This window comes from Achromobacter sp. JCM 18799 (genome assembly GCF_055395645.1).
Window position 1 is genome coordinate 5763966 of record NZ_AP043866.1, and the last position, 20953, is coordinate 5784918.

The window sequence follows — 20953 nt, forward strand, 5'->3', positions numbered from 1 at the left end:
GTTCTGTGTGAACCGGCCTTGGGGGCTATTTCCTGGAGCACCGCGCAATGTTGTTGTCCGCTACCGATTCCACCCTGCTGATCGTCGACATGCAGGGGCGTCTGATGCCCGTCATCCACGACAACGAGGCGGTGCTCAACGCCGCGCACAAGCTGGCGCAGGCTGCGCGCCTGCTGGACGTGCCGGTAGTGGCCACCGAGCACCACGCCAAGATGCTGGGGGCCACCGTGGAACCGTTGCGCGAGCAGGTCCAGAGCGCCTTCCAGAAAATGCACTTCTCTTCGGCGCTGGAGCCGGGCTTCGAGGCCTGGTTGCCGGCCGCACGCAAGACCATCCTGGTGGCGGGCTGCGAAGCGCACATCTGCGTGCTGCAAACCGTGATCGGTTTGATCGACCTGGGCTACCACGCGGTGCTGGTGGCGGATGCGGCGGGCTCGCGCAAGCCTGCCGATCATCACGCGGCGCTGCGCCGCGCGCGTGCGCATGGCGCGGAAATCGTCACGTCCGAAATGGCGATCTTTGAATGGATGCGGACTTGTGAACACCCGCGTTTCCGCGAGGTGTTACGTCTGGTCAAATAGCGGCCGACCGCTGCAACAATGTCCCTGGGGCGCGCAAAGATTAACTCGCCCTTTGACACAATTCATGGGCAAACTTCACAGCCAGGGCAAGAATATTTTGCGATCCTGAAGGTTCCAGGCCCTCATGGGCGCCGCGCGCTCGCATCCAGTTTCATGCGCGGCTCCCGGGTACGAGAATAGGAACCACAAATATGAAAATCGCATCTCTCTCCAAAATCTGTGTTGCGCTGGCGCTGACCGCCGCCATGGCTGGCTGCTCGTCCTGGGACGGCATGAGCCATCGCCAGAAGAGCACGGTCGGCGGCGCTGCCCTGGGCGGCGTGGCAGGCGCCGTGATCACCAACGGCGGCATCCTCGGAACGGTGGGCGGAGCGGCGATCGGCGGCGTCATCGGCGATCAGGTCGGCAAGCGTTAAGCGTTCACCGCCCCAAAGCAAATGCCCGGCAATGCCGGGCATTTTTTTGACCTGGGCTGTGCGCGGCGGCAAGTATGCCCCTGCGCCGCGCAGCCGCATCAGGTCTCGTTCTGAGGCATTTCGATCTTGACCTCCAGGACCTCCAGCGTGTCCTGGCGTTCCAGGTGCACCTTGATGTCCTCGGGGTTGATCTTCACGTATTTCGAAATGACGGCGATAAGCTCCTGCTGCAACTGCGGCAGGTAATCGGGCGAGTCGCCGCGGCCCCGCTCGTGGGCCAGGATGATCTGCAACCGTTCCTTGGCGACGGATGCGGAGGTCTTCTTTTGACCAAGCAGAAACGACAGGAAGGACATTGCTTACTTGCCTCCGAACAGGCGTTTCAGGAAACCGGGCTTTTCGTAGTCGGTAAAGCGCAGGGCCTTGTCTTCGCCAAGATAACGGGCCACGACGTCCTTGTAGGCTTCGGAAACGTCGGTGTCTCTGAGGTGGATGGCCGGCAGGCCCTGGTTCGACGCTTGCAGCACCGCTTCGGATTCGGGGATCACGCCGATCAGCTTGATGCGCAGGATGTCCTCGATGTCGCCCAGCGACAGCATTTCGCCGTCGACCACGCGCTTGGGGCTGTAGCGCGTCAGCAGCAGGTATTCCTTGACGGGCTCGTCGCCTTCCACGGCGCGCTTGGACTTGGCGGCCAGGATGCCCAGGATGCGGTCGGAGTCGCGCACCGACGAGACTTCCGGGTTGGTCACGACCAGTGCGTCGTCGGCGAAGTAGGCGGCCATCAGCGCGCCGGTTTCGATGCCGGCGGGCGAATCGCAGACGATGTAGTCAAAGCCCATGCCCTTGAGGTCGTTGATGACCTTTTCCACGCCTTCCTGCGTCAGCGCGTCTTTGTCGCGCGTCTGCGAGGCGGGCAGGATGAACAGGTTTTCGAGCTGCTTGTCCTTGATGAGGGCCTGGTTGAGCGTGGCTTCGCCCTGGATCACGTTGACGAAGTCGTACACGACGCGACGTTCGCAGCCCATGATCAGGTCGAGGTTGCGCAGGCCGACATCGAAGTCGATGACAGCGGTCTTGTGGCCCCGCATCGCGAGTCCCGCAGAAAAACTGGCGCTGGTCGTGGTTTTGCCCACGCCGCCTTTGCCGGAAGTCACCACAACAATGCGTGTCATGACGATCAAACCCTTATGTTCGAATAAATCGCGTTATCGTAAAGCAAAAAGCCCTTGTAAGGCTTCTTACAGGATGTGTTGAAATTTGCGCGGGTGTCTGCGCGTGCGCCTCGGCCGCTGCTGGCGGCCAGATTCCGGATATCAAGCCTTGAGGGCTTCGATGCGCAGCGTGTCGCCGTCCAGGCGGACCAGCGCGGGCTGGTTCTGCAGCGTGCGGTCGAGCTTGTCCTCGACCACGCGGTACACGCCGGCCACGGCCAGCAGTTCAGCGTCCAGGTGGGTCGTGAAAATGCGCGCCGAAGTGTCGCCGCGCGCGCCCGCCATCGCTTTGCCGCGCAAGGGACCGTAGACATGGACGTTGCCGTCGGCGATGACTTCCGCGCCTTGGCTCACCATGCCGATCACCACCAGGTCCGTATGGCGTGCGTAGACGCGCTGGCCGGAACGCAGCGGCTTGGTGATGACCAGCGCCGACGACGAGTGCGGCGCGGCCGGGGTGGGGCTGGGGGCCGAGGTGGTGTTGCTGGCCGCGCGGGCGGGCAGCGGCTCGTCCGCGGTCTTGCCGGCGGGCGCGTCGGGCTCGGCGGCTTCGGCGGCGACTTCTGTGGGCGCGGCTGCGGTTTCGACCGCGGCGGCCGGCACCGAGGGTACCGGAGTGGAGACATCGTTGGGCGGCGCGGTGTCGATCACCGGCGCGGGCCGGGCCGCGGGCGTGGACAGTTCCACCGGCGTCAGGCCCGCCGCGCGCGCGGCTTCCAGGTTGGCGCCTTCGGCGACCACGCCGATGGGAGGCAGGTTATGGCCGCGCAATGCCGCCACCAGGGCGGTCCAATCGATTTTTTCCTCGACGCGGCTGGCGTCGATGACCACGGGTTCGTTTTCGAAGAAACTGCCGGCATCGGCCATGCGCTTGGCCAGGGCGGCGTTCAGGCGTTCAGGGTCGGCGCTGTGCAGGACCACCCGGATGGCATAGAGGGTGGCGCTTTTGAAGTCCAGGGCTAGGGATTCAGTGTTCATCTTGATTGTGGCTGGCGGTTCCGGCGCCGGGAAACGGCGCGCTCGACCGGCTGCGGGGTTCGGGGGATGATAACCCGCCCCGGGGCGGCATGCGCAGGGGGCGAGCCCAAAGAAAAAGGCGCCTTTCAGCGCCTATTTCCTGCAATGCGGACGCGGCGCGTCAGCCTTGCGCCCAGGAGTCGCGCAGGGTCACGATGCGGTTGAGCACCGGCGCCTCGGGGCTGGATTCCTTCAGGTCGGCCGTGAAGTAGCCCAGGCGTTCGAACTGCCAGGTGGCGCCCGGCGTGGCGACGGTGCCCGGCTCCAGCCAGGCCGTGACGGTCAGCTTGGAATTCGGGTTCAGGCAGGCCAGGAAGTCCTTGTCGCCGCCATCGGGACGCGCGTCGGCGAACAGGCGGTCGTACAGGTGGATCTGGGCGGGCACCGCATGGGCCGCGCTGACCCAGGTGATGTTGCCCTTGACCTTGACGCTGTCCGCGCCCGGCGTGCCGCTCTTGGTTTCCGGCAGGTATTCCGCCTGGACCTCGATGATCTCGCCGGCTTCGTTCTTGGTGAAGCCGGTGCAGCGCACCACGTAGCCGTATTTCAGGCGCACGGTATTGCCCGGGAACAGGCGGAAGTACTTCTTGGGCGCTTCTTCGCGGAAGTCGTCGCGTTCGATCCAGAGTTCGCGCGACAGCGGGAACTCGCGCACGCCGGCTTCGGGATCGTGCGGGTTGCGCGGCGCGGTGCAGATCTCGGTCTGGCCTTCCGGGTAGTTGGTGATGACCAGCTTGAGCGGATCCAGCACGGCCACCGAGCGCGGGGCGACCGGGTCCAGGTCGTCGCGCACCGCTTGTTCCAGCAGGCTGTAGTCGATGCGCGAGTCGGACTTGGACACGGCGGTGCGGTCGCAGAACAGGCGGATCGAGGAGGGCGTGTAGCCGCGCCGGCGCAGGCCGAAGATGGTCGGCATGCGGGGATCGTCCCAGCCGTCCACGTGGCCTTCGCGCACCAGCTGCAGCAGCTTGCGCTTGCTGGTGACGACGTAGCTCACGTTCAGGCGCGCGAATTCGTACTGGTGCGGCAGCGGCTGCGCCAGCTTGCCGAGTTCGGCCAGGCGCGCCAGGATCCAGTCGTAGAACGGGCGCTGGTCTTCGAATTCCAGCGTGCAGACGCTGTGCGTGATGCCTTCCAGCGCGTCTTCGACCGGGTGCGCCCAGCTGTACATCGGGTAGATGCACCACTGGTCGCCGGTGCGGTGGTGATGGGCGTGGCGCACGCGGTACATGACCGGGTCGCGCAGGTTGATGTTGGGCGACGCCATGTTGATCTTCGCGCGCAGCACCAGGCTGCCGTCCGGGTGCTTGCCGTCGCGCATTTCGCGCAGCAGCGTCAGCGATTCGGCCGCCGGGCGGTTGCGCCAGGGCGAGTCGGTGCCGGGTTCGGTCAGCGTGCCGCGGTTGGCGCGGATTTCTTCGGGGCTCTGCTCGTCGACGTAGGCGTGGCCGGCCTCGACCAGCGCTTCGGCGAACTCGTACATGTAGCCGAAGTAGTCGCTGGCGAAGTACAGGTTGTCGTTGCCGTCGGCCTTCCAGTCAAAGCCCAGCCAGTGCACGGCCTCGATGATGGCGTCGACGTATTCCTGGTCTTCCTTTTCCGGATTGGTGTCGTCAAAGCGCAGGTGGCAGACGCCGCCGAAATCGCGGGCCAGCCCGAAGTTCACGCAGATGCTCTTGGCGTGGCCGAGGTGCAGGTAGCCGTTGGGCTCCGGCGGAAAGCGCGTGCGGATGCGGGCCGAATCCAGTCCGCCTTGTTGTTGCAAGGCCGCCGGGCCAGGCTTGCCCGCCCAACGCTTGCCTGCGAAGCGCTGGGCTTCGAGGTCGTCTTGAACGATGTTGAGCAGGAAATTTGATGCGGCAGGGGTCGGCGTCGTGGCGGAGGTCATTCTTGAAAGAATAGGAAAAAGCAGCGACAAAGAGTCAATTTTGCCACGTTCCGCAGGCGAGGCCTTTTTGCTGCCGGTGCAACCGGTTTCAAACTGTCCCCACAGTCATGTAACTGGCTCTACACTACGGGCCATCATGGACATATCCACGTTATCCCTGGCCCGCACGCAGTTCGTGGCCAGCCTGAGCTTTCTGGCGTTTTTCCTGGCCTTCTCCCTGGCGCTCGCCTGGGTGCTGCTGTTCTTCAAGATCAGGGCGCGCTGGTCCGGCCAGGGCGGCTGGACAGCCGCCTACCGCTTCTGGGTGCGGATTTTCGCCTTGGCCTTCGTGCTGACGCTGGCGGCCAGCGTGCCGGTGCTGATCCAGCTGGGCAGCCTGTGGGCCGGCCTCATGGACAAGATCGGCAACGTCGCCGGGCCCTTGCTGGGCTACGCCATACTTTCGGTCTTCATTCTCAAGTCCTGTTTCCTGGGCGTCATGCTGTTCGGTCAGCGCCGCGTGTCGGATGGCGCCCATACGCTGGCCGTGCTGATGGTGGCGGTGGGGCAACTGGTGGCGGTGTTCTGGGTGCTGGCGCTGCAATCCTGGATGCAGACGCCGGATGGCGCGCTGCTGGTCGATGGACGCTACCAGGTCTATGACTGGATGGCCGTGGTGCTGAATCCCTCCGTGGGATGGCGCATGGCGGTGGTGATGGTGGGCGCGGCCCTGGCCGCCGCGTTCCTGATGATGGGCGTGACCGCGCTGCAGGCGCTGCGGCGTCCGCTGGGCGACGGCGAGCGCAACGCGTTCAAGACCGCGCTGGTGGTCGCCGTGGTGGGGGCGTTCATGCAGTTGCCGGTGGCGACCGGCGCCGGGCAGATGATCGCCAAGCTGCAGCCCGCCAAGGCCGCCGCCGCCGCGGGCTACTGGGAAAGCGGCGCAGAGCCGCAACTGGTGCTGTTCGGCTGGCCCGATGCGCGTGCCCATACCAATGTGGCCGACGTGACCCTGCGCAACATGGGCGGGATGTGGCTGCACCGTAACCAGGACGGCACCTACCGCGGCCTGGACAAGTATTCGGGCATGCTGCCGCCGGTGGCGCTGACCTTCTGGTCGCTGCGCGTGGCGGCAGGGCTGGGCTTGCTGATGCTGGCAGTGGCCTGCGTGACCTTCCTGTGGACGTTCCGGCGCGGGCTGGACCCGTCCACGCTGCCGCATTGGTGGCAGCGGGTGCTGTGCGGCATGATGTTCTCCGGCGCCATCGCCGTCGTGGCCGGGTGGTGGGTATCCATCCTGGGCTTGCAGCCGTTCGCGGTGAACGGCACCGTCACGCAGTCCGAGGTGCTGGGCATCGTGGCCTCCAGCACCGTGCTGTACGGATTGATCGGCTATGGCGTGCTGTACCTGCTGCTGCTTGCGGCGTTCGTCGGCATGCTGTTCCACGCGGCGCGCTATGGCGTCGTGCCCGTGCGCAAACTGGCTGGAGGCACGCCATGATCGCCATGCTGGCCGCCTCCCAGGGCCTCAACCCCGACGATCCCTCTTTCTGGATGCCGCTGGCCTTCATGGCCCTGCTGTTCGTGGTGATTGCCGCGGGCATGGTGCTGGACGGCTTCGACCTGGGCGTGGGCATCCTGCTGCAACTGGCGCCGGAACACGAGCGCGGCCGCATGATGAGCCTGCTGAGCCCGTGGCGCGACGCCAATGAATTCTGGCTGCTGCTGGGCATGGGCCTGTTCGCGGCGGCGTTCCCGTTCGCCTGGGGCGCGGTGCTGGGCAAGCTCTACGGACCGCTCACCTGCATGGTGCTGGGCGTGGTGCTGCGCAGCGTCTCGTTCGAGTTCCGCATCCGTGCGCGCAACGAAATGAAGCCGCGCTGGATTTTCGGCTTCTGGGCGGGGTCGCTGATCACCGCTTTCGGCCAGGGCATGCTGCTGGGCCGCATCGCCACCGGCTACCAGTCCGATGCCGGCTACGGCTGGTTCTCCATGTTCGTGGGCCTGTGCGCGGTGGCGGCCTATGTGCTGCTGGGCGCGTCCTGGCTGGTCATGCGGGTGGACGGCGATCTGCAGCGCCGCGCCGCCAACTGGGCGCGCCACGCCATCCGCTGGACGGCGGTGGGCATGGTGGCGATCGCGGTCACGCTGGGCCTGGCCAATGCGGGCATCTTCTACAAATGGAGCAACATTGCCCACCTGAGCCTGGCGGCAACGGTCTGGGTGCTGATGCTGGCGGGCTTCGTCGCCGCCGAAATGCTGCTGGCGAGGTTGCCGGGCAAGGCCGACCGTTTCAGCTGGCTGCCGTTCGTGCTGTGCGTGGCCCTGTTCCTGCTGATGCTCAGCGGCCTGGCCTACAGCCTGTTCCCCTACCTGATCCTGGACGACATGACGCTGTGGGACGGCGCGGGCGCGCTGGGCTCGATGCGCCTGGTGCTGGCCGGGGCGGTCGTGGGCATTCCGGTGGTGCTGGTGTTCAACATCCTGGCGTACCGCTCGGTGTTCGGCAAGGAACGCGCGCCGGTGCCGCTGCTGCCGCCGCCGGGCTGATCCGGCCGGGAAGTCCGGCCGGGGCTGCCGTCACAAGACCGGCCTGGCGACGCGCTGCAGGATCTCTTCGCCGTAGGCTTCCAGCTTGCGGGCGCCCACGCCGCTGATGTGGCTCAGCTCGTCCATGGATTCGGGCTGGGCCAGCGCGATCTCACGCAGCGTGGCGTCGTGGAAGATGACATAGGCCGGCACGCCATGGCTCTTGGCCACTTCGCCGCGCCAGGCGCGCAGAGCCTCGAATACGGGCTGCAGTTCGGCCGGCAGGTCAATCGCCGCCGCCTTGGGGCGGCCGCTGCCGCTCTTGCCCGAGCGCGGCTTCTTTTCGGATTCGCGGCGCAGCATCAATTGGCGCTCGCCCTTGAGCACGGCGCGGCTGCCTTCGGTCAGGGCCAGGGTGCCGTAGCCTTCGTGGTCCACCGTCAGCAGGCCTTGCGCCAGCAACTGGCGCAGCACGCCGCGCCAGGCGGTATCGCTCAGGTCCGCGCCCACGCCGAATACGCTCAGCGTTTCGTGGCCGTGCTGCTTGGTGCGGTCCGTGACCTTGCCGCGCAGGATGTCGATGATGTGGCCGGCGCCATAGCGCTGGCCGCGCTCCTTCCACAGGCGGTAGACGGCGGACAGCACCTTCTGCGCCGCAACCGTGCCGTCCCAGGCCTGGGGCGGTTCCAGGCAGACGTCGCAATTGCCGCAGGCGGTGATCTGCTGGCCGAAGTAGGCCAGCAGACGCACGCGCCGGCATTCCACGGTTTCACAGAGCCCCAGCATGGCGTCCAGCTGCTGGCCCAGGCGGCGGCGGTAGGACTCTTCGCCCGGCGATTCGTCGATCATGCGGCGCTGCTGCACCACGTCCTGCAGGCCGTAGGCCAGCCAGGCCGTGGCCGGCAGTCCATCGCGGCCGGCGCGGCCGGTTTCCTGGTAATAGCCTTCCACCGACTTGGGCAGGTCGATGTGCGCCACGAAGCGCACGTCGGGCTTGTCGATGCCCATGCCGAAGGCGATGGTGGCCACCATGACCACGGCGTCCTCGCGCAGGAAGCGCGCCTGGTTGGCGGCGCGCACTTGCGCGCTGAGGCCGGCGTGATAGGGCATGGCGTCGATGCCCTGGTTGCACAGGAACTCCGCGGTCTCTTCCACGTGGGCCCGCGACAGGCAATAGACCACGCCGGATTCGCCTTCATGATCGGTCTGGATCATTTCCAGCAATTGCTTGCGCACCTCGTTTTTTTCGATGATGCGGTAGCGGATGTTGGGGCGGTCGAAACTGGAAACGAAGTGGCGCGCATCGTCCAACGACAGGCGCTGGGCGATTTCGCTGCGGGTGTCGGCGGTGGCGGTCGCGGTGAGCGCGATGCGCGGCACGTCCGGCCAGCGCTCGTGCAGCATCGACAGGCCCAGGTATTCCGGGCGGAAGTCGTGGCCCCACTGGGACACGCAGTGGGCCTCGTCGATGGCGAACAGCGCGATGCGGCCGCGTTCCAGCAATTGCAGGCAGCGGTCGGTCAGCAGGCGTTCGGGCGCCACGTACAGCAGATCCAGCTCGCCGGCCAGGAAGGCCTGCTCGACGTCGCGGGCCACCCGCCACTCCTGGGTGGAGTTGAGGAAGGCTGCGCGCACGCCCAGTTCGGTCAGGGCGTCGACCTGGTCCTGCATCAGCGCGATCAGGGGCGACACGACGATGCCGGTGCCTTCGCGGACCAGGGACGGAATCTGGTAACAGAGCGATTTGCCGCCGCCCGTGGGCATGAGGACCAGCGCGTCGCCGCCGTCGATCACCTGTTCGACAATGGCTTGCTGGTCGCCGCGGAAGGATTCGTAACCGAAAACGCGCTGCAACACGCCGAGGGCGCGCGCGTCAGACATGGGGGTAGGCCGGGAGCATCATGGCAGGGATTTTAAGCCGCAATTCCGCCGGACCTTTTCCGGCAGGGAGATTTCTGTCCTTGCCGCGGTCTGCCTACCAGCTCAGCCAGGTGCCGCGCATGAAGGTATCCACGGGCATGCTGAGGTTGGCGCGCCATTCGTAGTTGCCGGAAATGATGTCGCGGTCCGCGCCCACCGCCAGCTTGACCTTGGGTGAGACGAACATGCTGTGCGACAGGCCCACGCGCTGCTCGGCCAGCTCGGAGCCTTCCCGCAGCCCCGAGTAGGTGCCGCTGAGCACGCCCCAGCCGGTGATGGGAACGCCCGCGGACAGCGTGTTGCGGGTGTGCGCCGCCGAAGCTCCGCCGCCCGAGTAGCTGGACAGGTCGCCGTAGCCCGCGCCGACCTGCTCGTTGGAATAGCCCAGGTTGACGGCGTCGGCCACGGCCACGTTGTAGTCGAAGCGGTAGCGCCAGGCGCTGGCCGCGTCGAACGAGCTTTGCGTGGCTCCGGCGCGGAAGGTTCCGTAGTCGCCCGCGGCGTAGGTGGTGCCCATGCCGCGCGTCGTGAGCGACGGCGCGCTTTGCATCTGGCCCTCCAGGGTCAGCGTCGGCGTGAGGCCGTAACGCACGCTGCCGCTGCCCACCGGGTCGCCGTAATCCACGGCTCCGGAACTGGCGGCGGGATCCATGTGGTTCAGGCGGCCCAGCGACGAGGAGTAGCCGAAACTGCCTTCCGGGACCGTGGCGCCGGATCCGGCCCAGTTCGAGATCTGCAGTCCGCCCACCGGCGCGCCGCTGCCCCAGGCCGGCGCCCTGGCGTCGATGTTGCCGACGGCGACGGAGGGGCCCGAGGTATTGCGGTAGACCCAGTTGCGGTTGCCGCCGTAGCGCAGGCCCTCCTGGCTGCTGGCGGAGGCGAACCAGGGCCGGGAAGCGCGCGACACGCCGGAGATCATGACCACGGGTATGCGAGGCAGGTCCCCGTCCTGGAGGGTGAGCGAGTAGTCCGGCGCGGGCTCCTCGGGCGTCGCGAGCACCGTGCAATCCTGTGGAACCGGGGCGGGCTGGGCGTCGCCGGACAGCCCCAGTCCGGTGCCGGGGATCAGGTCAGCGTCGCCCGTGCCGTGCACGCTGGTGTCCAGCGCCGGTTCCATGGTCTGCATGTCGCAAGGGGACGGATCCAGCGGCACGGCGCGCGATGCCATCGACGCCGCGGGGCGCACGGGCATGGGCTGAACCGGGGACAGTATGCCGATGCCGCGCGCCGAGGGCGGGGCGGGCATATAAGGGGACGCCGCAAGCGGATCGGCCGCGGCCGGGGCGATCGGGCAGGCGACTACCGCGGCCAGCGCGGCGCGCAACAGGGTTTTTCGCCAGAGGAGTGCAGGGGCGACCATAGGCACAGTGTAGAAAGGGAGCGCCGCCTTGCCTGTAAACGTTTTTTAGCAAAGCGGACAGAAGGCGGGCCGGGCTCCATTTTAGGGCCAGTCCGCATCGGGCGCTGCGCCGTGGCGGGAAAGCGCTGGTAAACGCGCTCAACATCGTGCAACAGGTATATTTCAGTTGATTTCCCGCCTCTTGCGGCTTGTGGCGGCGGGCCGCACTATGGCATCCATGGACAATCCCCACACCAAGCTGCTGGTCGTCGACGACGATCCGGCCTTACGGCAATTGCTGGCCGACTACCTGAACCGGCACGGCTACGACACCCTGCTGGCGCCGGACGCTACCGACCTGTCGTCCCGCATCACCCGCTACGCGCCCGACCTGCTGGTGCTGGACCGCATGCTGCCCGGCGGCGACGGCGCGGACGCCTGCCGCCGCCTGCGCGAGCAAGGCGAGGACATTCCCGTCATCCTGCTGACCGCGCGCGACGAGGCGGTGGACCGCATCATCGGATTGGAGGCCGGCGCCGACGATTACGTCGGCAAGCCTTTCGATCCGCGCGAACTGCTGGCCCGCATCGAGGCCGTGCTGCGCCGCAAGCGCGGCCCGTCCGCGCTGACCAAGGACGCGCCGGTCTCGTTCGGGCCCTTCGTGTTCGATCCCTCCACCCGCCAACTGTCGCGCGAGGGCACCGTGGTCAAGCTGACCGGCGGCGAAATCAATCTGCTGGAGGCGCTGGTGCGCAACGCGGGCAAGCCGCTGTCGCGCGAACGCCTGCTGGCGCTGGCGCGCGATGACGATGCCGGCGAGCGCAATGACCGCGCCATCGACATCGCCATCCTGCGGCTGCGCCGGGTCATCGAAGACGACCCCAAGCAGCCGCGCTGGATCCAGACCGTCTGGGGCATCGGCTACCGGTTCTCGCCCTGATGCGCTTTGCTCCTGGCTTCCTGGTGCCGCGCTCGCTGCGGGCAAGGCTGATCCTGCTGATCCTGGGCTCGGTCCTGCTGACGCAGGCGGCCACCTTGGTGACGGTCTCGTACTTCCGGCACAAGTTCATGGAAGACGTAGCCATCGGCTATATCGTCACCACCATCCGCACCTTGCGCGCCGCGGTGTCGCAGGTGCCGGCGGAGGAACGCGCCGACTTCGTGCGCACGGCCTCGCAGAACCAGTGGCGGCTGTGGTCGCGGGTGCTGCCCGCCGAGGCCAAGCTGCAGCGTTTCAATGGCCGCCGGCCACCGCCGAAGGCGGCTCCGAAGCCGCCGCCTCCGCCGCCTCCGCCGCCTCCGCCGCCGGCGGACATGCAGATGCACGGCCCGCCGGCGCCGCCGCCCCCGGAAGTGCGCGACGAGGAGCACGGCGATGAACGCGCCAGCGCCAGGGAAGGCGAGCGCGCGCGCGAACGCGACCGCGAAGAACACAGCCGCCGCTACCAGCCCGAACCGGACGACATCCGCCGCGATCTGCGCGTGCTGGTGCAGCAGCTCAATGAACGCCTGAACGACGGCACGCGCGTGGCGCTGTCGCGCGGACCGACGCCGGAAATCTTCATCTCGCTGGCGCCCAATCCCGCCAGCGAGGACGCGCCGCGCCTGCGCGAATGGCTGGTCATCCCGCTGGACCGCCTGGATCCGCCGGTCGCGACGCCGTTCATCGCCGCCTGGCTGGGCGGCCTGGGGTTGCTGCTGTTGCTGGCGGTGGGTTTTTCCTGGCACATCACGCGTCCCATCACCCGGCTGGCCGACGCGGCCGACCGGCTGGCGGCGGGGCAGCCGCAACGGGTCGAGCCGTCGGGCCCGCACGAAACGCGGGTGCTGGGAGAGCGTTTCAACGCCATGCTGGACGCGCTGTCCGAATCCGATTCGGTGCGCCGCACGCTGCTGTCGGGCCTGCCCCACGACCTGAAGGGACCCCTGTCGCGGATGTGGCTGCGCATCGAACTGGCCGACGACTCCAAGCTGAAGGAGGGCCTGCGCGCGGACCTGCAGGACATGCAGCACATGGTCGACCAGTTCATCGGCTTCGTGCGCGGCACCGATCCGGCCGCCTACCGCTACGCCTCGATGCTGCTGTCCGACTGGCTGACCGAGCGCGTGGGCGCCTGGCAGGGCGCCGGCACCGATATCAGCCTGCGGGCCGGCGACGACGTTGCAACCCTGGTGGTGCAGGCGGACGCCGTGGCGCTGGGCCGCCTGCTGGACAACCTGATCGGCAATGCGCTGAACCATGGCGCGCCGCCGGTCCAGGTCAGCCTGCGGCACGAGGGTCGCCACGCGGTGCTGGACGTGGCCGACCACGGTTCCGGCATCGTGCCGGAACGGCGCCAGGAGGCCCTGCGCCCGTTCAGCCGCCTGGACGACGCGCGCACGCGCACCGGCAGCGTGGGCCTGGGCCTGGCGCTGGCCGAGGCCATCGCGCGGGCCCATGGCGGCTCGCTGGAGCTGCTCGAGGCGGAGTCCGGCGGGTTGTGCGTGCGGGTCAAGCTGCCGCTGTCCGAGACGTCCTAGGGGCGCCCGCAAGGGCGCTCGCTTCTCCCCGGGGCGGGTCGCGCTACGGTACGATGCATCCTGCTCAGCATTTTGTCGTTCCCGCACCATGGCCATCCAGTCCGATTCGCTTTCCTCCCGTCCCGACGCCCCCCGTATCGTGGCGCCGCAGCCGGTCTCGCCCAACGAGGAGTCGATCGAACGCGCCCTGCGGCCCAAGGCGCTGGACGAGTATGTCGGCCAGCAACGCGCCCGCGAGCAGCTGGAGATCTTCATCGCCGCGGCCAGGAAGCGCGGCGAGGCCCTGGACCACGTGTTGCTGTTCGGCCCCCCGGGCCTGGGCAAGACCACGCTGGCCCACATCATTGCGCATGAAATGGGCGTGCAGCTGCGCCAGACCTCCGGTCCGGTGCTGGAGCGCCCGGGCGACCTGGCGGCGCTTCTGACCAACCTGGAAAAGAACGACGTCCTGTTCATCGACGAAATCCACCGCCTGTCGCCCGTGGTCGAGGAAATCCTCTATCCGGCGCTGGAGGATTTCCAGATCGACATCCTGATCGGCGAAGGCCCCGCCGCGCGCAGCGTGAAGCTGGACCTGCAGCCCTTCACCCTGGTCGGCGCCACCACCCGCGCCGGCATGCTGACCAACCCCCTGCGGGATCGCTTCGGCATCGTGTCGCGGCTGGAGTTCTACAACGCCGCCGATCTCGGCCACATCGTCACGCGCAGCGCCGGCCTCCTGAACGCCGGCATCACGCCGGACGGCGCGGCGGAAGTCGCGCGCCGCGCCCGCGGCACGCCCCGCATCGCCAACCGGCTGCTGCGCCGGGTACGCGACTACGCCGAGGTCAAGGCCGGCGGCACCATCGATGCGGACGTTGCGGGTCGCGCGCTGGCCATGCTGGAAGTGGACCCGCAGGGCCTGGACCTGATGGACCGCAAGCTGCTCGAAGCCATCATCCACAAGTTCGATGGCGGTCCCGTCGGCGTCGACAGCCTGGCCGCCGCCATCGGCGAAGAGCGCGACACCATCGAGGACGTGATCGAGCCCTATCTCATCCAGCATGGCTATCTGCAGCGCACGCCGCGCGGCCGCACCGCCACGCTGACCACCTGGCGCCACCTGGGGCTGACTCCGCCGGCCGGCGCCACGGCGGGTTCGGGCGATCTCTTCGGGAAGTAGGCTGCCGGCAAATCGGACCGAACCCGGGCGCCGGACGGCGCCCGAAGTCGGCCGCGGGTTTATCATCCGGAGGTTTTGATTATTCTCCGCGATCAAAGGACCCAAGCCCATGCAGCCCGAATTGCCCACCTATGACGACGTCGTGCGCGCCAGCGAGCGCCTGGCCGGCAACGCGCACCGCACGCCCGTACTGACCTCGACCACCGCCGATGCGATCAGCGGCGCGTCGGTCTTCTTCAAGTGCGAGAACTTCCAGCGCATGGGCGCTTTCAAGTTCCGCGGCGGCTACAACGCCATCGCCCGCCTGACCCCGGAACAGCGCGCCGCCGGCGTGGTCACGTTTTCGTCGGGCAACCACGCGCAGGCCATCGCCCTGGCTTCCAAGCTGCAAGGCGTGCAGGCCACCATCATCATGCCGCTGGACGCCCCCGCGGCCAAGCGCGCGGCGACGGAAGGCTATGGCGGCAAGATCGTCACCTACGACCGCTACACCGAGGACCGCGAGGCGATCGCCCGCCGCATCCAGGCCGAAACCGGCGCCACCCTGATCCCGCCCTACGACCATGAAGACGTGATCGCCGGCCAGGGCACCGCCGCCAAGGAACTGTTCGAGGAAGTGGGCGAACTGGACTACCTGTTCGTCTGCCTGGGCGGCGGCGGCCTGCTGTCGGGGTCGGCCCTGTCCGCCTACGCGCTGAGCCCGCGCTGCCTGGTCTACGGCGTCGAGCCCGAGGCCGGCAACGATGGCCAGCAGTCCTTGCGCAAAGGTGAAATCGTCCGAATCCCGGCGCCCAAGACCCTGGCCGACGGCGCCGCCACGACCCACCTGGGCAACCTGACCTTCCCGCTCATCCAGAAGCATGTGCGCGACATCGTCACCGTCACGGACGAACAGCTGGTCACCACCATGCGGTTCTTCGCCGAACGCATGAAGATGGTGGTGGAACCCACAGGCTGCCTGGGCGCGGCCGCGGTCATGCAGAACGTGGTGCCGGTACGCGGCGCGCGGGTCGGCGTCATCATCAGCGGCGGCAACGTCGACCTTCCGGCCTACGCCAAGCTGCTGGCGGGTTGATTCCCCCTCGGGCGGTCCCCACGCGGGGCCGCCGATGCGCGCTTGCGGTTGTAGCGTGTGCAAGGCAGAATCGGAACTGAATCCTGACGAACAGGGGCTGCGGCATGCGTATCCTTGTCATCGGCGGCACCGGTTTCATCGGCCGTCATCTGGTAGCGCGGCTTTCCGCGGATCAGCATCAGATCGTCGTGCCCACCCGGCTTTACAGCCGCGGGCGCGACCTGCAGATTCTTCCCACCGTCACCCTGCTCGAATGCGACGTGCACGACGACGCCACGCTGGACGGCCTGGCGCAGGGTTGCGACGCGGTCATCAACCTGGTGGGCATCCTGCACGGCAACGCCGGCCGTCCCTATGGCTCGGCGTTCGCGCGGGCCCACGTGCTGCTGCCGCAGCGCATCGCGCAAGCGTGTCGCCGCCAGGGCGTGCGCAGGCTGATACACATCAGCGCGCTGGGCGCCGATTCCAACGGCGACAGCATGTACCAGCGTTCCAAGGGCGACGGCGAAGCCGCCATCAAGCAGGAATTCCAGGGCAATCGGGATGGGGGCTGGACCATCTTCCGCCCTTCGGTGGTCTTCGGCCCGGACGACAAATTCACCAATATGTTCGCCGGCCTGGCGCGCTGGCTGCCGGTGCTGCCGCTGGCGGGCGCGCACGTGCGCATGCAGCCGGTCTATGTGGGCGACGTGGTCGCCGCGATCGTTTCGGCGCTGGGCAATACGCACACCTGCGGCAAGACCTATGAACTGGGCGGGCCCCAGGTCTACACGCTGGGCGAGATCGCTCGCCTGTGCGCCGCCTGGAGCGGCCATCCGCGGCCCGTGGTCAGCATGCCCATGGGCGTGGGCCGCATGCAGGCCCGGCTGTTCGAATGCATGCCTGGCACGCCGCTGATGTCGCGCGACAACCTGGACTCCTTGCGCCGCGACAATATCTGCAGCGGACCGATCGCGCCCGAACTGCACGTGGTGCCGACGGGGCTGGAAGCGGTGGCTCCGCGCTACCTGTAAGCCGGTTTCAGCGCACCAGCGCCTTCAACGCCTGCTTGATCCCGTCGGACACGCCCACGCCCTCGGGCAGCGTCTTCAGCGCCGACAGCGATTCCTTTTCCGAGTAGCCCAGCGCCAGCAGCGCATTCAGGATGTCCGACTGGTTGTCCGGCGCCGCGTGCGGCGAGGCGCCGATGTCCGCGCCCAGCTTGCCGCGCATTTCCAGCAGCAGGCGTTCGGCGGTCTTCTTGCCAATGCCGGGCACGCGCGTCAGGCGGCCCGATTCCTGCAGCGTAATGGCCTGCGCCAGGTCCGCCACCGACAGCCCCGACAGTACAGACAGCGCGGTGCGCGCGCCGATGCCGCTGACCTTGATCAGTTCGCGGAAAGCGCTGCGTTCGCCGGCCGAGGCGAAGCCGTACAGGATGTGGGCGTCTTCGCGCACCGTCAGGTGCGTGTAGAGCGTGACGCGCGCGCCCGTGTCGGGTAGCGAGTACAGCGTGCTCATGGGCACGTCGATGTCATAGCCCAGACCGCCCACGTCCACGCAGATGGTGGGCGGGAGTTTCTCGATCAGGGTTCCGGTGATGCGTCCGATCATGGTGATGGTGGCCTGGCAATGGTGAGGCCGCTGAATGCGCGGCGAATGCGGGGATTCTATACGCGCGGGCGCGCATGCGGCGGGAACCGGTCCCGCCTTGCGGAAAATCGCGGCGTGTCGAAGGTTCAGCCGATCAGACGGCCGTTGCGGATGCGGGTCTTGCCGCTCATGCGCAGGGACGCGCCCAGGCGTTCGAGCTTGTCCTGCAGCGGGCCGGCATGGGCATGGCAGATGGCGCAGGCCAGCGCGTCGGCCGAGTCGGGCGCGGGCGCGCCATCCAGCGACAGCAGATGCTGCACCATCATCTGCACCTGCTCCTTGGCGGCGCGGCCGGTGCCGACCACGGCTTTCTTGATCTGCAGCGCGGTGTACTCGTGCACGGGCAGCGAACTGTCGGCCAGCGCGCACAGCGCCGCGCCGCGCGCCTGGCCCAGCAGCAGGGTGGAGGCGGGGTTGGTGTTCAGGAAGATGATTTCCAGCGCGGCCACGTCGGGTTGCGTGTCGCGGGCCACCTGGCGCAGATTGTCCAGGATGACCTTGAGGCGTTCGGACAGCGCCAGCGCCGGCGGGACCACGATGGTCCCGCTGGCCACATAGCGCAGCCGCGGGCCGTCGGCATCGATCACGCCGAAGCCGGTGCGGCGCAGGCCGGGATCGATGCCGAGGACGCGCATCAGTGGCGGAAGTGGCGGGTGCCGGTCAGCACCATGGCGATGCCGTGCTCGTCGGCCGCGGCAATCACTTCGTCGTCGCGCACGCTGCCGCCCGGCTGGATCACGCAGGTCGCGCCAGCGGCCACCACCACGTCCAGGCCGTCGCGGAACGGGAAGAAAGCGTCCGACGCCACGGCCGAACCCTTCAGGGTCAGGCCGGCGTTTTCCGCCTTGATCGAGGCGATGCGGGCCGAGTCGATACGGCTCATCTGGCCGGCGCCCACGCCCAGGGTCATGCCGCCGCCCACGAACACGATGGCGTTGGACTTGACGTACTTGGCGACCTTCCAGGCGAACATCAGGTCGTTCATCTCGGCTTCGGTGGGTTGGCGCTTGGTGACGACCTTGAGCGCGTCGCGCGGCACGTTGTAGGCGTCCGGGCTCTGCACCAGCCAGCCGCCGCCCACGCGCTTGATGTCGAAGGCGTTCTGGCCAGTGCCCATCGGCACTTCCAGCACGCGCACGTTCTTCTTGGCGGCCAGGATGGCCAGCGCCGCGCCGTCATAGGCGGGAGCCAGCAGCACTTCCAGGAACTGCGAGCTCACGGCTTCGGCCGTGGCGGCGTCCACCGGGCGGTTGAAGGCGATGATGCCGCCGAAGGCCGAGGTCGGGTCAGTCTTGAAGGCCTGCTGGTAGGCGCCCAGCGTGTCGGCCGCGACGGCCACGCCGCAGGGGTTGGCATGCTTGACGATGACGCAGGCGGGCGCTTCGAAGCTGCGCGCGCATTCCCAGGCGGCGTCGGCGTCCGCAATGTTGTTGTAGGACAGTTCCTTGCCCTGCAGCTGGCGGTAGTTGCCCAGCAGGCCGGCCGGACGCTGTGCGTCCACGTAGAAGGCGGCGGTCTGGTGCGGGTTCTCGCCGTAGCGCAGGGCCTGTTCCTGCTTGACCTGCAGGGTCAGGGTGCCGGGCCATTCGTTGCGGGCCGGCACGGCTTCCTGCTTGGGCTCGGCTTCGGCCAGGCTGGTCAGGTAGGCGGCGATGGCGCCGTCGTAGGCGGCGGTGTGGGCGTAGACCTTGGAGGCCAGCGCCAGGCGCAGGCCGTAGGAGGTGTTGCCGCCCTTGTCCATTTCGGCCAGCACGCGCGAGTAGTCGACGGGGTCGATCACCACGGTCACGCCGCCGGCTTCGGTGCCGTGGTTCTTGGCCGCCGCGCGCAGCATGGCCGGGCCGCCGATGTCGATGTTTTCGACGGCGTCGGCGAAGGTGCAGTCCGGCTTGGCCACGGTTTCGCGGAACGGGTACAGATTGACCACCAGCATGTCGATGCGGTCGATGCCGGCCGCCTTGATGGTGTCCATGTGCTCGGCGCTGTCGCGGCGCGCCAGCAGGCCGCCGTGGATCTTCGGATGCAGCGTCTTGACGCGGCCATCGAGAATTTCGGGCGAACCCGTGTGGGCCGCCACTTCGGTGACGGTCAGGCCGGAGTCGGCCAGCAGCTTGGCGGTGCCGCCGGTGGACAGCAGGCGCACGCCGCGCGCGGCCAGGGCGCGGGCAAATTCAACGATGCCGGTCTTGTCGGACACCGAAAGCAGGGCGGTTTCGATTTTCATGGTGAGGGACGGAGTGGGGCGGGAGCGCCTTTCTCGTTCAGGTCGGATGGGAAATCTGGGGGAGCGGGCGGCGCGATGCGCCTGCCGCCCGCGCACGAAAGCTATACCTGGATATTGTGCGCCAGCAACTTCTTGCGCAGGGTGTTGCGGGTGATGCCCAGCATTTCGGATGCCCGCGATTGGTTGCCGCCCGACCTTTCCAACGCCACTTCAAGCACCGGGCGCTCCACGCAGCGCATCACCATGTCCCACATGTCGTGGGGTTCGGATTCGCCCAAGTCTTCGAAATAGCGCTCCAGGCTGGCGCGCACGCATTCTTCCAGGACATCTTTCTTGCTCATTTGAGTACAGATATTTTTATGTTGGTGTTGAGGCGGTTATGCCGCCAGCAGGGCTTCTGCGACCGGCGCCGGATGGGATCCGCCGTCGCGCGAGATAAGGTCGAACCAGTCCGACACGGCCCGCCACTGGTCGCGGGTGTTGTCGATCAGATTCATGCGGGCGCAGAACGAATCCGCCCCCGGCAGGCCGTCCAGATACCAGCCTATGTGCTTGCGCGCCGTGCGTACGCCGGTGTGCTCGCCGTAAAACCGGTAGTGGTCGTCGAGATGTTCGAGCAGCAGCTCGCGCATTTCCCCATAGGAGGGAGGGGCCAGTGTTTCGCCCGTGCGCAGGTAGTGGTCGATTTCGCGGAAAATCCAGGGACGGCCTTGAGCCGCCCGGCCGATCATGACCGCGTCGGCGCCAGTGTAATCCAGGACGTGCCGGGCTTTTTCGGGCGTAGTGATATCTCCGTTGGCGACAACGGGGATTTTCAGCTCGGCCTTGACGGCGCGGATAGTGTCATATTCCGCCTCGCCCGTATAGAGGTCGGCGCGGGTGCGGCCATGCAGGGTCAGGGCGGCGATGCCGGCGTTTTCGGCCATTTTCGCCACCCGCAGGGCATTGCGGCTTTCGCGGTCCCAGCCGGTGCGGGTCTTCAGGGTCACCGGCACGTCCAGCGGCGCGCAGGCGGATACCACCGCGTCCAGGATGCGGGCGATCTGGTCTTCATGGCGCAAGAGCGCCGACCCGGAGGCCACGTTGCAGACCTTCTTGACCGGGCAGCCCATGTTGATGTCGATGATCCGGGCGCCCTTGCTGGCGTTGAACACCGCCGCCTCCGCCATCATGGCGGGGTCGGCGCCGGCGATCTGCACCGAAATGGGGGCGATCTCGCCGTCATGGTTCAAGCGGCGGGAGGTTTTGACGCTATCCCACAGCTTGGGGTTGCTCGCGGCCATTTCCGAGACGGCATAGCCCGCCCCCAGCTTCTTGCAAAGCTGGCGGAAAGGACGGTCCGTCACGCCCGCCATGGGCGCGACCAGCACGTTGTTGGGAAGGGTCCATTGACCTATGCGCATGCTCACATTTTAACCGGCTCGCTCGTACCCTCTTTGTCACCTGGAGAACAATTC

General features: G+C 67.5%; 20 protein-coding genes. 9 read left to right on the plus strand and 11 right to left on the minus strand.

Features of this window, described 5'->3' with window-relative positions; translation table 11 throughout:
• The first annotated feature begins 47 nt into the window (after positions 1 to 47).
• Both ACZ5YA_RS27165 and ACZ5YA_RS27170 read left to right on the plus strand, forming a co-directional pair.
• Positions 48 to 581 carry an isochorismatase family protein gene (locus tag ACZ5YA_RS27165; protein ID WP_059371611.1) on the plus strand — a complete coding sequence of 178 codons (534 nt, stop codon included), beginning with the start codon at positions 48 to 50 and terminating at the stop codon, positions 579 to 581.
• Positions 582 to 772: 191 nt separating this feature from the next.
• Positions 773 to 997, plus strand: a complete 225-nt coding sequence (locus ACZ5YA_RS27170; RefSeq protein ID WP_059371612.1) for a glycine zipper 2TM domain-containing protein — start codon at positions 773 to 775, stop codon at positions 995 to 997.
• Positions 998 to 1095: 98 nt separating this feature from the next.
• On the opposite strand, the gene minE is transcribed toward ACZ5YA_RS27170, so the two are convergent.
• The 4 genes from minE to ACZ5YA_RS27190 form a co-directional block, all read right to left on the minus strand.
• The gene (gene minE, locus ACZ5YA_RS27175; RefSeq protein WP_006217654.1) at positions 1096 to 1353 is read right to left on the minus strand and encodes a cell division topological specificity factor MinE; all 258 of its coding nucleotides are present in this window, start codon (positions 1351 to 1353) and stop codon (positions 1096 to 1098) included.
• 3 nt (positions 1354 to 1356) lie between these two features.
• A complete protein-coding gene (gene minD / locus ACZ5YA_RS27180; RefSeq protein WP_041652327.1) occupies positions 1357 to 2172 on the minus strand; it encodes a septum site-determining protein MinD in 816 nt (271 codons plus the stop codon).
• A gap of 141 nt (positions 2173 to 2313) precedes the next feature.
• Positions 2314 to 3189 carry a septum site-determining protein MinC gene (minC, locus tag ACZ5YA_RS27185; RefSeq protein ID WP_118932365.1) on the minus strand — a complete coding sequence of 292 codons (876 nt, stop codon included), beginning with the start codon at positions 3187 to 3189 and terminating at the stop codon, positions 2314 to 2316.
• Between the two features lie 160 nt (positions 3190 to 3349).
• Positions 3350 to 5116 (minus strand): glutamine--tRNA ligase/YqeY domain fusion protein, encoded by a 1767-nt coding sequence (locus ACZ5YA_RS27190; protein ID WP_059371614.1) that lies wholly within the window; start codon positions 5114 to 5116, stop codon positions 3350 to 3352.
• A 136-nt stretch (positions 5117 to 5252) separates the two neighbouring features.
• On the opposite strand from ACZ5YA_RS27190, the gene ACZ5YA_RS27195 reads away from it, so the two are divergent.
• Positions 5253 to 6596: a cytochrome ubiquinol oxidase subunit I gene (locus tag ACZ5YA_RS27195; protein ID WP_059371615.1), complete on the plus strand. Its 1344-nt coding sequence runs from the start codon at positions 5253 to 5255 to the stop codon at positions 6594 to 6596.
• Positions 6593 to 7645, plus strand: coding sequence for a cytochrome d ubiquinol oxidase subunit II (locus ACZ5YA_RS27200; protein ID WP_059371616.1), 1053 nt, complete (start codon positions 6593 to 6595; stop codon positions 7643 to 7645). The genes ACZ5YA_RS27195 and ACZ5YA_RS27200 overlap by 4 nt, the downstream gene beginning before the upstream one ends.
• A 30-nt stretch (positions 7646 to 7675) precedes the next feature.
• On the opposite strand, the gene recQ is transcribed toward ACZ5YA_RS27200, so the two are convergent.
• Positions 7676 to 9505 carry a DNA helicase RecQ gene (recQ, locus tag ACZ5YA_RS27205; RefSeq protein ID WP_464091476.1) on the minus strand — a complete coding sequence of 610 codons (1830 nt, stop codon included), beginning with the start codon at positions 9503 to 9505 and terminating at the stop codon, positions 7676 to 7678.
• 94 nt (positions 9506 to 9599) lie between these two features.
• A complete protein-coding gene (locus tag ACZ5YA_RS27210; RefSeq protein ID WP_059371618.1) occupies positions 9600 to 10904 on the minus strand; it encodes a fimbria/pilus outer membrane usher protein in 1305 nt (434 codons plus the stop codon).
• Positions 10905 to 11121: 217 nt separating this feature from the next.
• On the opposite strand from ACZ5YA_RS27210, the gene ACZ5YA_RS27215 reads away from it, so the two are divergent.
• The 5 genes from ACZ5YA_RS27215 to ACZ5YA_RS27235 all read left to right on the plus strand — a co-directional run bounded on the left by ACZ5YA_RS27215 (position 11122) and on the right by ACZ5YA_RS27235 (position 16653).
• Positions 11122 to 11823: a response regulator gene (locus ACZ5YA_RS27215; RefSeq protein WP_054457345.1), complete on the plus strand. Its 702-nt coding sequence runs from the start codon at positions 11122 to 11124 to the stop codon at positions 11821 to 11823.
• Complete coding sequence (locus ACZ5YA_RS27220) at positions 11823 to 13403, plus strand: sensor histidine kinase (protein WP_464091477.1); 1581 nt, start codon at positions 11823 to 11825, stop codon at positions 13401 to 13403. Before ACZ5YA_RS27215 ends, ACZ5YA_RS27220 begins: the two co-directional genes overlap by 1 nt.
• Before the next feature lie 88 nt (positions 13404 to 13491).
• Positions 13492 to 14565 carry a Holliday junction branch migration DNA helicase RuvB gene (gene ruvB, locus ACZ5YA_RS27225; RefSeq protein WP_054457342.1) on the plus strand — a complete coding sequence of 358 codons (1074 nt, stop codon included), beginning with the start codon at positions 13492 to 13494 and terminating at the stop codon, positions 14563 to 14565.
• A gap of 109 nt (positions 14566 to 14674) precedes the next feature.
• Positions 14675 to 15640, plus strand: a complete 966-nt coding sequence (locus tag ACZ5YA_RS27230) for a threo-3-hydroxy-L-aspartate ammonia-lyase (RefSeq protein WP_059371621.1) — start codon at positions 14675 to 14677, stop codon at positions 15638 to 15640.
• Between the two features lie 104 nt (positions 15641 to 15744).
• Complete coding sequence (locus ACZ5YA_RS27235) at positions 15745 to 16653, plus strand: complex I NDUFA9 subunit family protein (RefSeq protein WP_251877763.1); 909 nt, start codon at positions 15745 to 15747, stop codon at positions 16651 to 16653.
• A 7-nt stretch (positions 16654 to 16660) separates the two neighbouring features.
• On the opposite strand, the gene ruvA is transcribed toward ACZ5YA_RS27235, so the two are convergent.
• The 5 genes from ruvA to dusB form a co-directional block, all read right to left on the minus strand.
• Positions 16661 to 17233, minus strand: coding sequence for a Holliday junction branch migration protein RuvA (ruvA, locus tag ACZ5YA_RS27240; protein WP_013391723.1), 573 nt, complete (start codon positions 17231 to 17233; stop codon positions 16661 to 16663).
• A 125-nt stretch (positions 17234 to 17358) separates the two neighbouring features.
• Entirely contained in the window at positions 17359 to 17907 is a 549-nt protein-coding gene (gene ruvC, locus ACZ5YA_RS27245; protein ID WP_054457336.1) for a crossover junction endodeoxyribonuclease RuvC, read from the minus strand.
• Entirely contained in the window at positions 17907 to 19496 is a 1590-nt protein-coding gene (purH, locus tag ACZ5YA_RS27250; RefSeq protein WP_251877761.1) for a bifunctional phosphoribosylaminoimidazolecarboxamide formyltransferase/IMP cyclohydrolase, read from the minus strand. Before purH ends, ruvC begins: the two co-directional genes overlap by 1 nt.
• Positions 19497 to 19597: 101 nt before the next feature.
• Positions 19598 to 19837 (minus strand): helix-turn-helix domain-containing protein, encoded by a 240-nt coding sequence (locus tag ACZ5YA_RS27255; protein ID WP_006217670.1) that lies wholly within the window; start codon positions 19835 to 19837, stop codon positions 19598 to 19600.
• Positions 19838 to 19873: 36 nt separating this feature from the next.
• Positions 19874 to 20899 (minus strand): tRNA dihydrouridine synthase DusB, encoded by a 1026-nt coding sequence (gene dusB / locus ACZ5YA_RS27260; RefSeq protein WP_054457331.1) that lies wholly within the window; start codon positions 20897 to 20899, stop codon positions 19874 to 19876.
• Positions 20900 to 20953: the final 54 nt, after the last annotated feature.

What these genes read in the sequence shown, in the direction of transcription:
- ACZ5YA_RS27235 (WP_251877763.1), top strand. Translation starts at nt 15,745, where the DNA reads ATGCGTATCCTTGTCATCGGCGGCACCGGTTTCATCGGCCGTCATCTG.
- ruvC (WP_054457336.1), bottom strand. Translation starts at nt 17,907, where the DNA reads ATGCGCGTCCTCGGCATCGATCCCGGCCTGCGCCGCACCGGCTTCGGC.
- ACZ5YA_RS27165 (WP_059371611.1), top strand. Translation starts at nt 48, where the DNA reads ATGTTGTTGTCCGCTACCGATTCCACCCTGCTGATCGTCGACATGCAG.
- dusB (WP_054457331.1), bottom strand. Translation starts at nt 20,899, where the DNA reads ATGCGCATAGGTCAATGGACCCTTCCCAACAACGTGCTGGTCGCGCCC.
- ACZ5YA_RS27215 (WP_054457345.1), top strand. Translation starts at nt 11,122, where the DNA reads ATGGACAATCCCCACACCAAGCTGCTGGTCGTCGACGACGATCCGGCC.
- ACZ5YA_RS27230 (WP_059371621.1), top strand. Translation starts at nt 14,675, where the DNA reads ATGCAGCCCGAATTGCCCACCTATGACGACGTCGTGCGCGCCAGCGAG.
- purH (WP_251877761.1), bottom strand. Translation starts at nt 19,496, where the DNA reads ATGAAAATCGAAACCGCCCTGCTTTCGGTGTCCGACAAGACCGGCATC.
- ruvB (WP_054457342.1), top strand. Translation starts at nt 13,492, where the DNA reads ATGGCCATCCAGTCCGATTCGCTTTCCTCCCGTCCCGACGCCCCCCGT.
- ruvA (WP_013391723.1), bottom strand. Translation starts at nt 17,233, where the DNA reads ATGATCGGACGCATCACCGGAACCCTGATCGAGAAACTCCCGCCCACC.
- ACZ5YA_RS27255 (WP_006217670.1), bottom strand. Translation starts at nt 19,837, where the DNA reads ATGAGCAAGAAAGATGTCCTGGAAGAATGCGTGCGCGCCAGCCTGGAG.
- minE (WP_006217654.1), bottom strand. Translation starts at nt 1,353, where the DNA reads ATGTCCTTCCTGTCGTTTCTGCTTGGTCAAAAGAAGACCTCCGCATCC.
- ACZ5YA_RS27195 (WP_059371615.1), top strand. Translation starts at nt 5,253, where the DNA reads ATGGACATATCCACGTTATCCCTGGCCCGCACGCAGTTCGTGGCCAGC.
- ACZ5YA_RS27220 (WP_464091477.1), top strand. Translation starts at nt 11,823, where the DNA reads ATGCGCTTTGCTCCTGGCTTCCTGGTGCCGCGCTCGCTGCGGGCAAGG.
- minD (WP_041652327.1), bottom strand. Translation starts at nt 2,172, where the DNA reads ATGACACGCATTGTTGTGGTGACTTCCGGCAAAGGCGGCGTGGGCAAA.
- minC (WP_118932365.1), bottom strand. Translation starts at nt 3,189, where the DNA reads ATGAACACTGAATCCCTAGCCCTGGACTTCAAAAGCGCCACCCTCTAT.
- ACZ5YA_RS27210 (WP_059371618.1), bottom strand. Translation starts at nt 10,904, where the DNA reads ATGGTCGCCCCTGCACTCCTCTGGCGAAAAACCCTGTTGCGCGCCGCG.
- ACZ5YA_RS27190 (WP_059371614.1), bottom strand. Translation starts at nt 5,116, where the DNA reads ATGACCTCCGCCACGACGCCGACCCCTGCCGCATCAAATTTCCTGCTC.
- recQ (WP_464091476.1), bottom strand. Translation starts at nt 9,505, where the DNA reads ATGTCTGACGCGCGCGCCCTCGGCGTGTTGCAGCGCGTTTTCGGTTAC.
- ACZ5YA_RS27170 (WP_059371612.1), top strand. Translation starts at nt 773, where the DNA reads ATGAAAATCGCATCTCTCTCCAAAATCTGTGTTGCGCTGGCGCTGACC.
- ACZ5YA_RS27200 (WP_059371616.1), top strand. Translation starts at nt 6,593, where the DNA reads ATGATCGCCATGCTGGCCGCCTCCCAGGGCCTCAACCCCGACGATCCC.